The following is a 14,364-nucleotide window of genomic DNA, read 5'->3' on the forward strand; positions in this document are numbered from 1 at the left end:
ACCACCCCACGATGACTTGCCCGGTATTGTAAGAGCGCTCGTAGCGATCCTCCTCCGCTCGCCAGGCGTTTTTCTGGGCTCGCCGGGCATGCCTCTAGGCGGATTTTCGAAAACTCACTTCGGCTCAATCCGCCCTACCTTGTAGTGTGATTGCTGTGAATAAAGGTTCGACGCTGTTCAAGCTCTCCGTTGCCACTGTGTTGGCTGCGTTGATTGTGGCCAGCGCCCTCTTTCCTCTTGTGGGCGGCTCGGCCTACCTCGTCGCGCGCACGGCTGATGAATTCGCGTCGGCGTCGCGGTCGGTGATTTCTAAGGACGCACCGGGGGTCACCACTATTACGGATCGTAATGATCAGCCAATTGCGTGGCTCTATGATCAGCGGCGGTTTAATGTGCCGTCGGAACGCATCTCGCCAGCTATGAAGGATGCGCTGGTCAGCGTGGAGGATAGGCGCTTTTATGAGCACTCTGGTGTGGACTGGAAGGGCACTGCTCGTGCGGCGGTAAAGAACTTCATGTCTCAGTCGGTGCAGGAAGGTGCCTCCACAATCGAGCAGCAGTTGATTAAGAACCACACGCTGCTGGTGGACGCAGAGTCGGAGTCGGAGCGCCGCGCTGCTACTGCCACGGATTATGGTCGCAAGATCCGCGAGATTCGCATCGCGTTGGACCTGGAAGATGAGCTGACGAAAGACGAGATTCTGACTAAGTACCTGAACTTGGTCCCCTTCGGCAATGGCGCTTTCGGTGTGGAAGCTGCAGCTCAGACATACTTCGGCATTCCCGCGTCGGATCTGAATGTCCCGCAGGCCGCTCTGCTCGCGGGCATGGTTCAGCAGTCCTCCGGGCTCGATCCGTATACGAATCCGGAAGGTGCGCATGCACGGCGTAACGACGTGCTTGCGGCTATGGAATCCACGGGGGCAATCGGCCCGCAGGAGGCTCAGGACGCCAAGGCAGCTGATCTCGGCATCCTCCCGGAGCCTCAGCGCCTGCCGCAGGGCTGTATCGCGGCGGGCGATCGCGGTTTCTTCTGTGACTATGTGGTCTCCTACTTGGAGAACCACGGTATTGAGACCGAGAAGCTCAAGCGCGGTGGCTTCCATGTGAAGACCACACTGGACCCGCGTGTGCAGGACAGCGTGCAGGAGTCTCTGCGTCAGCAGGCCTCACCGACTGCGGATGGCGCAGCCGAGGTTATGAGTTTGCTTGAGCCTGGGGATGACTCCAGGAAGTTGCTCGCGATGGCGTCGTCACGCGTATACGGCCTCGATGCGGAACAAATGCAGACCGTGCAGCCGCAGCCATTTACGCCGGTGGGCAATGGCGCGGGCTCGATTTTTAAGATTTTCGCGGCGACGTCGGCGGTGGAAAAGGGGCTGGGTATTGACACCAACTTCCCGGTGCCGCGTCGTTATGAGGCCTCCGGGCTGGGCACCGGTGGCGCAGAGGGCTGCCCGCCGGGCCTGTACTGCGTGGAGAACGTAGGTAGTTTCCCACCGTCGATGTCACTGCGTGAGACGCTCGCGCGATCGCCGAATACTCCTTTTATTCAGATTTCGGAGCTGGTCGGCGTCGATGGCGTGATGGACATGGCGGTACGCCTGGGCATGCGCTCATACACGGAGCCGGGCAGTTTTGATGGCGAGTCCTCGGTGGCGGACTATGTCTCGGAGCATAAGCTCGGCTCGTTCGTGCTGGGTCCGACGGCGGTGAATAACCTTGAGCTGTCCAATGTCGCTGCCACCCTGGCCAGCAATGGCCGCTGGTGCGAGCCCTCTCCAATTGAGTCGATCACGGACTCCAAGGGCAATGCGGTCAAGCTGAATGTGCCACCGTGCGAACAGGCAGTGGAGCCGGGTGTCGCGCACGCGATTGCTAATGCGCTCAGCAATGACGCCACCGATGGCACCGCGAAGGATGCCGCGAAAGAGCTGAATTGGGAAGGTCCAGTCGCGGCTAAGACCGGTACCACCGAGTCGAACCAGTCCGCGGCATTCCTGGGCTTCACCGGCGGCCTGGCCGGATCGGTGTACGCCTACAACGACACCCCGACTGTCACGGAGCTGTGCACGTCGCCGCTGCGCCAGTGCCCGAACGGCAACCTCTTTGGTGGTCGCGAGCCCGCGCGGACATGGTTCGGCGCAGTCGGCCCGGTCATCGAGGACTATGGCGGAAAGAACCTCCCACCACTGGATTCGGACTACGGACTGGGTACCTCTATCACCCAAATGCCGAATGTGGTGGGCATGCAGAAGGCCGAGGCCCGGGAGACCCTTAAGAAGGCCGGCTACAAGGTAGAGGAACGCACAGTCTCCCTCACCGGCGAATCGCGAGGAATCGTGGTCGGGCTGGATCAGCCGCCGCTGCTACTCAAGGGTGGCACCGTCACGATCCGCGTGGCCGATGGCACCCGCCGTCCGACCCCGCCGCCAGCACCGTCGCCGCGGCCGGACTCGACGACGAACCGGCCGGATCCGCTACCGCAGTTCCCTCGTCCGAATACTCCGCCAGCGCCGAGCTTGCGGGATCTGATTCCGCTGCTGCCGTTCTAGTTCGCCCTAGAAGGCAGCTCCAACGCTTATCGCCGAAAAGGGAAAACGGCGAAAGGTCGCGCTAGCCCTGCAGGGCAGCCTTAACGGCCTCGGAAAGCCGCTTGCCATCGACCTGGCCAGCGGCCTTTTCCTTAGCCACCTTCATAACCTGGCCCATGATCTTCATGCTCGGCGCGTCATCGCCAGCAACCTCGGCCACGGATTCCGCGACGAGGTTCTTCACGGCGTCGTCGTCAAGCTGTTCCGGCTGGTAGCGGGCGAAAACCTCTGCTTCGGCGAGTTCGGCGTCGGCAAGTTCCTGACGGCCGTTCTGGGCGTACATCTCAGCGGACTCGCGACGCTTCTTGACCTCCCGCTCAATCACACGCAGCACCTCGTCATCGGTGAGCTCGTGCTTGGAGCCGGAAACCTCCTCGGTCTGGATGGCGGCCTTCAGCATGCGCAGCGCCGCAACGGTTTCCTTGTCGCGGGCCTTCATCGCGGCGGTCATATCGGAGACAATTGTGTTCTTCAGTTCACTCATACGCCCTAGATTACCGCTGTAGTTGATAGTGTCTCTGTCATGACATCGCGCGCTTTTTCCAACCAAATTCTGCGGTCTGCCGCAGCTCTCGCCACGCTTGGCTTGACGACGTTCCTCTACGCGAACCAAATCGAATTGCGTGCATTTAAACTCCACCGTGTGCAAGTTCCCGTGCTGGCACCCGGCACGCTCGCCCGGGTGGGAAAGCGCGAGGGTGAGCCTTTCCGGATTCTGCATGTCTCCGACTTCCACATGCTCCCCGACCAGAAGTTGAAGCAGAAGTGGGTTGCCAGCCTCGATGCTCTGAACCCTGACCTGGTGATTAATACCGGCGACAACCTGGGCAGCGACAAGGCCGTCCCCAGTGTCCTCGCAGCGCTCGGCCCCCTACTGAACCGTCCGGGTGCCTTCGTGTTCGGTACGAATGACTACTTCGCGCCACGGCCTGTCAATCCGCTGAAGTACCTGACAGGCAAGAAGCGCAAGCCCTCACGCGTCGAACTGCCGTGGCGCGGCATGCGCGCTGCGTTTATCGAGCACGGCTGGCAGGATGCCACCCATGCCCGGCTGGAGTTTGTGGCGGGTGGCGTGAAGGTGGCGCTGTCCGGTGTGGATGACCCTCATCACGAGTTGGAGGACTATTCGCAGATTGCCGGTGCCCCGAATGCGGATGCCGACATCGCTATCGGCCTGTCGCACTCGCCGGAGCCCCACGTGTTGGATGCTTTTGCGGAAGACTGCTACGACCTGGTGCTTTCCGGCCATACCCACGGTGGTCAGGTCTGCCTGCCCGGAGGGAAGGCCATTGTGACCAACTGCGGTATCGACCGCTCGCGGGCCTCGGGGCTGTCGCGCTGGACCGAGAAGACGTGGCTGCACGTTTCTAATGGCCTCGGCACTTCCCCTTACGCCCCGGTGCGCCTGTTCTGCCGCCCATCCGCGACCTTGATTGAGGTTGTGGAGCGGGATTCGTAGTTCGTAGGGTGCGACAGGGCCTGTGCCCCCCCCACACACAGCCCGTTAAGCAGGCGTTTTGCATTCTTGCTCGGCGTCGGGCTAAAGTAAGTCCTCGCAAGCACAGCGCTGGAGCTATGCTCTAGCTTGTGTCTGTGGCCTCGGGGTATGGCGCAGCTTGGTAGCGCGCTTCGTTCGGGACGAAGAGGCCGTGGGTTCAAATCCCGCTACCCCGACCATTTAGAACAGGTTGGTGATTTGCACTTTTCAGAAGTGTGGATTGCCAGCCTGTTTTTCTATGCGCATCCTGTCACCCGTTTGTCACCTATTCATCCGTTCATATGCTGCCAGGTCGATTCCCATCCCCGAATAAGTGGCGTGAATCGCCGTAGTTTCAAGATTTGCATGTCCAGGCCAATATCGTACGGTATTTACCGGCACTTCCCTTCCGAGCCAGTTACAAGCCGCACTATGCCGCAGATCGTGCACAACGAACCGGCCGTCACGACTCCCAGGTTTTGAGCTCCTTTGTCGTCCGCATCAAGCTTCGACGTCTTCGAGAAATTCGAGGTCTGCCCCAAGATTGAGCCATTGCACGGCTCGGACCTCTCGACTCGCTGTCAGCATCCTCGAAAAAATCGAGAACGACGATAGAGCAATCACCATTGAGGAACTCGTTCAGCTGTCCGTTGCCTACCAAGTACCAATTCAGGCAATCGTCACACCGTGGGAATCCTTGGGAATGGAAAAGCGCCCACTACCGTCCGGAGCCGATCGGAACAGTTCCGAAGGGAACATCCAGAAGTGGTTGTTCCATGGCAATTACCCCACATATCCAGACGTCATCACACGAGACGGATCCTCGCTTGAAGGTGCTACCAGCACCTTGATGTCCAGTGCCCCACCGCACTCAACGAACTAGCGAAATCCCCCACCCCAAAGACTTATTAAAAACTCACGAATGAAGCACTTAAAGGGGTTCTAATTCCGATTCAGGTGGCAATCACTTCATTCATTGATGAGGTTTCACAATGGATCGGATTCGATCCATTTACATACTTCGATGATTTCGAGAACAACTCCCAGTCACTTTGGCCTCCGGATTTGAAAGAACAGCTCTTTGCCACTGAGCTACCTGATGCTGCTAAAAAGCTAGAGTTACTCAAGCAAGCGCATAATACCGTAAAGCACCTACTACACGAAGCCAAAGATGGTCTATTAACAGACCGTCGCTGCACCACGCCGGAATTCCCAGCCTGCGTCGAAGAATGGGTGCAGCCTCAAGCGATAAAACTCATAAATTGGACTCGAATTGAATTGGCGATCGAACATGCAATTAAAAAGCAGTAGGCCTCATCAATCAACGGGTTTTCGCAGCTGATACCGTTAGGTTAGATTTAGCCTCACCTAGCGAAGGCAAAGGACGAATGGAGAACATTTCGCCGTCTGGAAATGGGACGCTCGAATCCATCGCACGGAGAATCGGTGATTTTATACAGGATCGAAATTAACCAGCATCTGGGCCGGGCTAGTTTTTAGGACCGGGTGGTTTGAGTGCCTTCCTGGGTTTGGGCCTCTGGTTCGCCTCCGCGCAGCTGACAGGCACGGTGCTGCGGGATATTCCCGTCGATGACTCCGGGCAAGCCTCCGCAACGCAAAGCACCGTGCTCCTGGGGCAGCGGTGCGGGCCTTAAGCGAAGGCATGGCCAACGCCGCGCAGTGGTCGCTCGTCGCCGCCACCGCATTCCTCGCTCTGGGCTTTGTTGGTGCACTTAGGGTTCGCCGTGCTGCGGGGGAGAAGGGTGCCCCCCGCAAACAACGCCGATCTCGGTTCCCGCGTTAATCGCGTCCCGAACTGATTTTCCACCCGCGTGCTGCTTTGCGTTGCTGCCAGAAGTGACGGTAGATACCGGGGACAACGGAAAGCTCAGAATGCGTGCCCAGCTGGCTGACTTGCCCGTGTTCATCCAAGACTACGATTTGATCAGCAGATTTGATTGTATCCAGCTTATGGGCGATGACAATAAAAGTAGATTGCTCCCGTAGCTCGTCCATCGCAGCAAGGATGTTTGCCTCATTTTCTGCATCGAGCGCGGAAGTAGCCTCATCAAAGAGTACAATCGGCGCTTGCTTGAGAAGCGCGCGAGCTACAGATACGCGCTGGCGTTCACCACCGGATAGAAGCCGCCCGCCTTCACCAACAGGAGTATGCCACCCTAGGCGGTTGGCAATAGAAGTCACGCCTGAAAGATCAGCTGCGCGGAAGACTTCCTCATCGGAGGCGTCGGGACGACCAACGCGGATATTAGCGATTAACGAGTCGTCGAAGAGGTAGACATCCTGAAAGACCATGGACAGTCTGGACATTAACTGTTCGGTTCCAAGCTCGCGGATATCTACGCCGTCAACCATCACCGCCCCGGAATCTACATCCCAGAATCGCGAAATAAGGCGCGCAATTGTGGTCTTTCCGGAGCCAGAAGGACCGACAATGGCGGTAACGGTGCCTGGTCGAGCACGGAAAGCGATATCTACCAATACTGGTTTATCGCCGTATCCAAACGTGACATTACGCAGCTCTACACTTCCCGAACCATCGCCTGGGCGCGGAGTAGTGGGTTCTGGCAGGGAAGGGGCATCGGTGATGAGCTCAGTTTCTGTGAGCGCGATACGACCTGCGTCTAAACCGACGAAAGAAGAACCCAGCTGCTCAAGCGTGCGGGTAAACCTCAAGCTGATTCCGATGATCGCAATTGTTTCTAGTGGCGATAGGGCGCCTTCAACGGCAAGATCCGCGGAGACCATAATGAGAGCCACGATGAAGATCTGCACTACTATGCCGTTGAGTAGCAAAGCTAATGTGGATACCCATAGCTCGCGTATTCGTGCTTTATGGTCGATTTCTAGCGCTTGCTCTAGTGGCGCAAAAACTTGTGATTGTCCTGCCGCGCGCAGGGCTGGTTGACGGTTAGCAAATTCTACGATGCGCTGGGAGAGCTCTTTACTCGGCCCGAGTGCGCGGTTCGATGCTTTCTTACGAATCCATGCAGCCAACTGCATCACCACGAGCGCCAATGGTGCGATGATAAGAAGGACCAAGCCCAGCTTCGGGTTCCAGAAACACGCTCCTACTAACAAGGTGACAAGTGCCGCGCTATCGCGGTATATCGTTCCTTGAGTATGCGCAATGGTCTCGGCCGCCACCATAAAGCGATCTGAGACGAGGCGAGATAGGCCGCCGGTATTAGCCGGTACGAACCAGCCGAGCGGTAGCGTTGCTAATTTATCACCCACAGTCGTGTGCGCGGTTCGGATGAAATCCAAGGCCGTGTGGTAAGAGGCCATGGTTGCGAAAAATCGTAGCGCAAAAGCTACGAGCGCAATTGCCAAAAGAATCCACATCCATGGTGCGATCGTCGTATCCCCATCGAGTGCCTTTGTAAGTGGCACGAGCGTGAGAACAGCGAGGCCGTCAAGCACGCCAACGATAAGCGATAGACAAGCATGCCTTTTATTGAGCTTATGGCCTACAGGACTTTGCAGCTTTTTGACACTGCGAGTGAGTAGCGGATCAAGAAGACGCGAACTAGCAGGCGTAGTGGCATTAGACATGAGAATTATCCTTCATAGGCTCGAGGCAGATTATTTGGTCTACGCCTTGGATGGACTCCGGCTTGTGGGCGATGACCAAGACGGTCTTGCCTCTGACGAGTGTGGCTAGAGCTGCTTGAATTTCTGCTTCGCAGTCAGGATCAGTTGCCGCAGTAGCTTCATCTAGGATCAAGATTGGGGCATTGGTAATAATTGCCCGTGCAATAGAAATACGTTGCTGTTGTCCACCGGATAAAGAGATGTCCTCACCAACAACGGTGTCGAGCCCAGCCGGTAAAGCGCGAATATCAGCAGCTATGTGCGCGGCCTCTGCTGCTTGCCAGATCTCTTCATCGCGAGCTTCTGGGCGTGCAAGGCGAATGTTTTCCCGAATACTCATGCGCAGTAAGTGAGGATCTTGTAAGACGAAAGCCACAGTGCGGTACAAACTGTCGAAAGTGAGATCACGGATATCCACGTTGTTGATAGTGATTGTGCCCGAATCTGGATCCTGGAAACGCGCCAGCATCGTTGCTGCTGTGGATTTGCCAGACCCGGAGGGGCCAATCAATGCCGTGACAGTGCCTGCGTTTAGTTGCGCAGAAAAGCCTTGGAGGACTGGTGCGTCTGGGGCGTAGCTAAAGCTGACCTCATGGAACTCCACCTCCATGTCTTGACTACTGGCATCGAGGCTCATTGAGCCTTCTTTCACGTGGGAAATTGTCATGACTTCATCAAGGCGCAACGCCGCATTGCCAGCGAGCTGGTAAGACCACAACATTCGGCCGACGGTTTGAATCGTGCCCGGGATCACCAGCGCAATCAACGTTGTTGCGATGACTTCAGCGACCGTGACATAGCCACCAGCTATCAGCAGGGAACCGACTCCTACATTGATAAGAATGAGGACAGGAACCGCCACCACAGACTCTGAGATTGCGGAAACACGCAGAAGCGGACGTACCCACTCGTAATAGAATTCCGCGAATTTTTGGGCAGCTTCGCGATATCGAGCGTGGGCTTTGCCAACGGTGCCGAAAGCCTTGACGACGGAAATACCTTCGGAGAACTCCACCGCAGTCGCAGAGACCTCACCCAGATAATTATCCATTTCCGCAGTTTTTGTGCCCATATCCTTCATTGAATACGCTTGGATTGCTAGGAAAATGGGCACAGTGGCAATAGAAAGTAGACCAAGGCGCCAATCCAAGATAAAGGCATAAACCAGAAGCGCGAGGGGCGTAAAAATCGCGGCAACCTGCTCTACAGGAGCATGGGCTGTCAGGGTGTGCAGAGTTAACGTATCGTCCTCGACGGCTTTGCGAACTTTGCCGGAATTAGTCTGGCTAAACCACGAGAGTGGTGCTTTCGCAATAGCGGTAATAATTCGGCGCCGGTTAATCCCCACCAGCTTCGCATCAGCGAAGTGGGTGATCGCAAGAGCAAGGAAATAGAAGAATAGCTGGCCCAAAAATGCAGCAAGTAGCCATTTCACAATGGACGCGACGTCATCAGTATTGCCGTCGATTAGAGCATTTCCCAGTGCCACCAACGCGACGTAGGGTGCTACGGCGAGTACCGAGGATACAAGCGCGAGAAACTGTGCGAAGTAGATGGTTGTTTGCACTGGGGCCAGTAGCTTTTTTAGAGCGACCTGGCCGGCTTTTAGTTTTGCGCGAGCCTCTTCTTCCGGTGACGCACCGTGTGATTCTGGTGCGTGGGTTCCGCTTGATTCTGTGGAACTTTGTTTTACCTCAGACATTTCTTTCTCAATTCTTGTTGATGTCAGTCATATCGATGATTCTGGTGACTGATTCTTGGATGAATTCGTGGTCATGGGTGATGACGATGACCACTGCTCCGCTTGCTGCAAGAGATCGAAGTAGCGCAGAGATGGATTGCAGTTGGCGCCAGCCCACGCCAGAGGTAGGTTCATCGAAGATGTAGATCGCTGCTTGCTCGGCTTGGGCTGAAGCTATGGCTAAGCGTTGCCGTTGCCCACCGGACAGAGACTGCGGATGCCGTTGAGCCATTCCTGCCAGATCGAGGCGATGGAGAATCTCATTGACATCGATGTGGTCCCGCTTCTTCTTTGCCAGTCCGAGCGTGACTTCTTCTTCGGTGGTGGCTGCGAATAATTGGCGGCCAACATCTTGCATCACCATGTACGCGGCACGTCTGCGGGCAGCCGCTCCTACTCGTTTGCTGTTCAAACGGAGACTACCGCCGCGTTTGGGAGAAGCAAGACCACAAATGATCCTAGCGAGAGTGGTTTTTCCAGCGCCGTTGGGCCCGATTAAGGCGGTGACTTCGCCGCTGGGGAAAAATGCGTGGTCAATGTTTAACACCTCATGTGTGCCATAAGAAAAACAGATGTTGCTTAGCTCGAGTCCGCTCCGCTGGGGATCGGCGTTTTCGAGCGTGGGTGGTACCGGCACGCTCGCGGGCAGGGGAACGTGGTGTAAGCTGCGTAGCCCCAATTGTTTGCGTTCGGGTTCGTCTAAGGCATAAAACTCCTGAGCGTGGAAACTCCGCGTTATTTTTCCCTGAGTCAAGTAAATAACTTGGTCAGCGATATCTTTTAAGAAAAAGAGGCGGTGATCAGCGATAATGATCGTTGTGCCTAATTCCTTCAAGCGGTGTAGCACGCGTGCAAGAATATCGATGCTTTCCATGGAGAGATTGGACGTGGGTTCATCGAGAAGCACGAGACTGCCCGGGGACACAAGCGCGCATGCGCATGCCACGGTTTGTAACTGTCCACCGGATAATTCTTTGAATCGCCGGCCCCGAAGATCGTTAATGCCTAGTAGCTCGACCGCTGATTGAATCCTCGACTCAATTTCTTTGGGATCTACACCAAGGTTTTCTAGCCCGAAGGCCAATTCTGCATTGACGCTTTCAGTGAAAAATTGTGTCCTTGGATTCTGGAATACTGAGGCGCTGAACTCGATGGCTCGGGACAGCGGTTCTTCCGCAGGGGTAAAAGCCTGGTCATCCTTTATAATAGTGATGGTGCCTAGTAGCTCTCCTGGATTGAAATGGGGGATGAGTCCGTTGATCAACTTGAGTACCGTGGACTTTCCCGATCCGGAATCACCGGTAATCAGTAGACACTGTCCTGGAGAGACAGAAAAAGACACATCAGATACGCCTTGAATGCCTGGTCGAGCTCCCAATGGATATGTAAAAGAAACGTTGTGGGCGTCTACACTGGTTGCGATACTGCGTTCGTTCATAAGTGGACCTCCGTGGGAAGCCAGACAGAGGCAACAACGAGGCCCAACCCAGCTAGTGCAGTTGCATCGACAAGCTTGAAGGAAAGATCGGCGGTGGTGGTTGGGCGTGCGGGTCCTCCCAATCCCCGGACAAGAGCAGAGGCAGCGAGCTCATCACCAGCGCGGACGACGGCACCTAATAAGGGGATGACCAGCATCGCGGACGATTGTGTGGGCTGTGTGATCCAGCTTTTTACTCCAGGCTGGAGACCCCGAAGGACCATGGCATCGCGGATGGCTTTGGCTTCTGCCACGATGATCGGCAAAACGCGCAGGAATACCGCCGGTGGAATGGTGACCCAGCCTGGTAAACGCAGGTCCCGCAGTGCTGAGGTCAACGTGGATGGTGTGAGAGTGAGCAAGCCGAATGCGCCGATGGACATGCTGATGACAAAACGGCTTAGCCACGAAAAAATTGCCGCTGAAAAAGCGAAAAATGTGGAGCCAGGAAGCTGTAATAGGCCCCAATACCCTAGATAGGATAATGCAAAAGCGCACAGGCAAATAAGACCATAGTGTGGCTTTACTGTAGCTAGTGCGATGGAGCTGAAGGCGATAGAAATCAGCAGTGTCGGTAGGTGGCCGTGGCTGAGAGCTACCGCATTGATTACTAGAACAGAAAGCAGCACGGTCCGTGGATCGATCGAAGATCGACGAAGCACGCCCTGTTTTTGCAGGCTCACAGGAGACCAGCGCTTTCAAAGTGTTTGCGGCTGACGCGAACTCCGACCTTTCCGCCGATAAAGCCGACGATGAGCGCACAAATGGCCAGTACTCCAATGGTCCATGGCTGGAAGATATCCGACATAGCATCGGCATATTCTTGCCCCATTTGGTCTGCGATATCGACGTAGTAGGAGTCCGTATCCAGAATTAGCGGGATAAAAGGCAAAGAAATCCAGACACAGAAGACGCCGTAGGCAATAGGGAAGGACTTGGCAATACTGAGGTGGCTTTTTGTAATAATCAAATCCGCGATAAACCCTAGAATTATGCTTCCCAGCAGGGTCCAGAAGTAGTGTCCGGTGAGCATGAATGCTAGTCCGTTAATACCACCGACGAGGGTGAAAGCACCCATTTTGGGCGTGCGGGCGGCATAAAGCGCTAGCACGATTCCGTTTGCGATTGCCGCGATGAACCATCCAATAAACATGAATTGTGGTCCTGCGAATCCAATCATTCCGCTTACAAAGGTGATCACAAAGTAAAGTGCAGCAAAGATGCCAGCGTTGATGAGATCTCTGGTGTTTAAACGTGCCGTCAACCCACTGGATGAGCTTGTACTCCGTGTGGACGTAGAGGACTGTTGGGTCATAGTAAACCTCGATTCCTGAATAGTAAGCAAGGTAAGGCTCACCTAAGATGTATAATACTTTTTATATACTGTTTCTAGTTTTGATCTGAAGATTCACCGTTAATGGGGGTGAATGCAGATAAGCGGTTTTAGGGATCATAGAATAACTATGGGTCGGGCTGGTTTTTAGGATCGGCCCAGGTCAAGACATCAATGTTGATCAGTTTGCGCATCAGATTGAGATAGGTTTGGTCAGTCGGTGAGAAGACCGCCAACATGTCAACGAGCTGATCTAGCCGGTAGTAGGCCACCGAGTAGTCTGCTTGGCAGGCCGCAACACCAAGAGCACAGGCAATATATGTTTTGCCGGCCCCAGTCGGGGCGAGGATATGAATGTTGGTTGGGTTTTACCGCCAGTTCGTTGCCGCGATTCTCTTCAACTGCCGCAGGTTGATACCTCGTTCTTCTGCCCTGGTAATTTCAGCCAGGCTGGCGTTTGGAGTAGCGGAACTTGGCTAGGCTGATTGCTTTGGCGATATTGCGTTGTTGGCGTTGCGCATAGGCTTCGTCGACTGCTGCGAGGAAAATGTCTTCTGGCAGGGGTCGGCATAGGCTTCGTCGCTGACGATCTCGTAGAAGATATCCGCAAATGTAGATACGCGGAGTTTGCGCATTTTCGCCCGCATCACTTCATCATCAATTGTGTGCAACATGCACTAAAGCAGCTTGGTCGGCCACACCCTTTTGAATACTGCTTAAAGTCAACGCGCAGGAGCGGGCAGAACAGGTCCGCTCCTGCGCGAATTGACGTCAATTACTTAGTTCGCCGGTGGTCGGCTCATCATGTAAAGCACCATTTTTGCTTTGGTTAGTGCTTTAACCGCATGTGGTAGGCGCGTAGGAAAATGCACCATTCCACCGGGACGCAACGTCACCGTTTTACCGTCCCCGCTGATTTCGATTTCACCTTCAAGGGCTTGAACAATCACTGGCATCGCGGCGGTGTGCTCGGATAGTTCCTCTCCCTCGTCGAACGAGAACAACACCACGTTCACCCCTTCAGCGCGCATTAGCGTTGTAGAAGTGGTTGAGTTCGGACAATACTCAACGCGCTGCGCAAGGTTTTCAATAAACCCCAGTGCGCCGGCTGATGATGGTTTGAGTTCAGTCATAATCAGCTCTCCTTTGCTTCCAGGTTAGCGGCGGGTTTGCGCGCGACGATAGCGATGCCGGTTAAACTGTCGCGGTATTCGTTGAACGTTGCGCGCATATCCAATATACGGCGACGCAACTCCTTATCACGCGCAACGTTACGCATAATTCGCGCAACTCCGACTATGCCTTCATCGGCTAGATTACGACGTGGGGATAGCAAAGCCATCGGCTCATACCCCACCCACTCGATACAAAAACCCGCCTGCTCTAACAATCCGCACCATTCACTGCAAGTAAGAGGGCGAGCATTAACCCTAATCGTGCGGGCTAGGCGCTGTCGCAACTGGTCCGCAAGCGCCGCGTCTATGCTGTCAGGGGTGAGTCCAAGTTCGTGGATCGCATAGCAACCGCCTGGTTTAAGCAGTCGGAACGCTTCGGCGATGATCCCTCGCTTGCCTTTATCGCCTTGCATGGTCAGCATCGCTTCACCAACCACAACCTGAACTGATTCGGACTCAAGGCCGGTGTCTTGCGCATTGGCATTTACAACTGTGCCCCTCGGCCCAACAACGGCCTGCACTCGTGCGACGGCATCTGGATCTTGATCCACGCCCGTGTAGGAGGCGATTCCTTGCTCAAGCATGAGCATGGCCGTACGTCCCAATCCCGGAGCGAATTCCAACACTTTCTTGCCAGATAGATCGGCCGCAACCAACAATCGATTCGTTAGTTTCAATCCGCCCGGGCGTAAAACTCGCTTGCCAGCCCGTGCAAGCACCCAATGGCCTGCCGCAACATGAGTTGACCGGTCATTTTGCGGAAGGCAGGGTTCATTTTTATTTGTGCCCATAATACCAACATTACCAGAGCCACTTAGGCAAGTCTAACCTAAGGGTCGTGTTGTGTTGTTAGAGAGGATTGCGCAGACTCACTCAGCGCCCTCACCATTGGAAAGACGTATTACAAACATAACGAGGGAGCGAGTCGCCATATGCGAGCGATCTCCAACGCCGC

Annotated in this window: 11 protein-coding genes, 1 tRNA gene and 1 pseudogene; 4 read left to right on the forward strand and 9 right to left on the reverse strand. The window is 55.2% G+C overall.

Features of this window, described 5'->3' with window-relative positions; genetic code table 11:
• Positions 1-146: 146 nt before the first annotated feature.
• Positions 147-2,555, forward strand: coding sequence for a transglycosylase domain-containing protein (locus tag HMPREF2920_RS04410; protein ID WP_070606860.1), 2,409 nt, complete (start codon positions 147-149; stop codon positions 2,553-2,555).
• A 61-nt stretch (positions 2,556-2,616) separates the two neighbouring features.
• Here the strand turns inward: HMPREF2920_RS04410 and HMPREF2920_RS04415 are convergent, their stop codons facing one another.
• Entirely contained in the window at positions 2,617-3,078 is a 462-nt protein-coding gene (locus HMPREF2920_RS04415) for a GatB/YqeY domain-containing protein (RefSeq protein ID WP_016421920.1), read from the reverse strand.
• Positions 3,079-3,117: 39 nt separating this feature from the next.
• On the opposite strand from HMPREF2920_RS04415, the gene HMPREF2920_RS04420 reads away from it, so the two are divergent.
• From HMPREF2920_RS04420 to HMPREF2920_RS04430, 3 genes are all read left to right on the forward strand, one after another.
• A complete protein-coding gene (locus HMPREF2920_RS04420) occupies positions 3,118-4,053 on the forward strand; it encodes a metallophosphoesterase (RefSeq protein WP_070546333.1) in 936 nt (311 codons plus the stop codon).
• A gap of 141 nt (positions 4,054-4,194) precedes the next feature.
• A tRNA-Pro gene (locus tag HMPREF2920_RS04425) sits at positions 4,195-4,271 on the forward strand.
• A gap of 757 nt (positions 4,272-5,028) precedes the next feature.
• The gene (locus HMPREF2920_RS04430; RefSeq protein WP_070546331.1) at positions 5,029-5,382 is read left to right on the forward strand and encodes a hypothetical protein; all 354 of its coding nucleotides are present in this window, start codon (positions 5,029-5,031) and stop codon (positions 5,380-5,382) included.
• 489 nt (positions 5,383-5,871) lie between these two features.
• On the opposite strand, the gene HMPREF2920_RS04435 is transcribed toward HMPREF2920_RS04430, so the two are convergent.
• The 8 genes and pseudogenes from HMPREF2920_RS04435 to HMPREF2920_RS04470 form a co-directional block, all read right to left on the reverse strand.
• Positions 5,872-7,644, reverse strand: a complete 1,773-nt coding sequence (locus tag HMPREF2920_RS04435) for an ABC transporter ATP-binding protein (protein ID WP_070546329.1) — start codon at positions 7,642-7,644, stop codon at positions 5,872-5,874.
• Entirely contained in the window at positions 7,637-9,385 is a 1,749-nt protein-coding gene (locus HMPREF2920_RS04440; protein ID WP_070546327.1) for an ABC transporter ATP-binding protein, read from the reverse strand. Before HMPREF2920_RS04440 ends, HMPREF2920_RS04435 begins: the two co-directional genes overlap by 8 nt.
• A gap of 7 nt (positions 9,386-9,392) precedes the next feature.
• Complete coding sequence (locus tag HMPREF2920_RS04445) at positions 9,393-10,862, reverse strand: ABC transporter ATP-binding protein (RefSeq protein ID WP_049181699.1); 1,470 nt, start codon at positions 10,860-10,862, stop codon at positions 9,393-9,395.
• Positions 10,859-11,584, reverse strand: a complete 726-nt coding sequence (locus tag HMPREF2920_RS10990) for an energy-coupling factor transporter transmembrane component T family protein (RefSeq protein WP_049181703.1) — start codon at positions 11,582-11,584, stop codon at positions 10,859-10,861. Before HMPREF2920_RS10990 ends, HMPREF2920_RS04445 begins: the two co-directional genes overlap by 4 nt.
• Positions 11,581-12,216 (reverse strand): MptD family putative ECF transporter S component, encoded by a 636-nt coding sequence (locus HMPREF2920_RS04455; protein ID WP_070546325.1) that lies wholly within the window; start codon positions 12,214-12,216, stop codon positions 11,581-11,583. The genes HMPREF2920_RS10990 and HMPREF2920_RS04455 overlap by 4 nt, the downstream gene beginning before the upstream one ends.
• Before the next feature lie 182 nt (positions 12,217-12,398).
• Positions 12,399-12,908: pseudogene (locus HMPREF2920_RS04460) on the reverse strand (ATP-binding protein); the annotation flags it as partial.
• 105 nt (positions 12,909-13,013) lie between these two features.
• A complete protein-coding gene (locus tag HMPREF2920_RS04465) occupies positions 13,014-13,367 on the reverse strand; it encodes a cupin domain-containing protein (protein WP_049181708.1) in 354 nt (117 codons plus the stop codon).
• 2 nt (positions 13,368-13,369) lie between these two features.
• On the reverse strand, positions 13,370-14,200 hold the full coding sequence (locus HMPREF2920_RS04470; RefSeq protein WP_070546323.1) for a class I SAM-dependent methyltransferase: 831 nt from the start codon (positions 14,198-14,200) through the stop codon (positions 13,370-13,372).
• Between the last annotated feature and the right edge of the window lie 164 nt (positions 14,201-14,364).

The organism is Corynebacterium sp. HMSC075F02 (assembly GCF_001838335.1).
GTDB classification, from domain to species: domain Bacteria; phylum Actinomycetota; class Actinomycetes; order Mycobacteriales; family Mycobacteriaceae; genus Corynebacterium; species Corynebacterium jeikeium_D.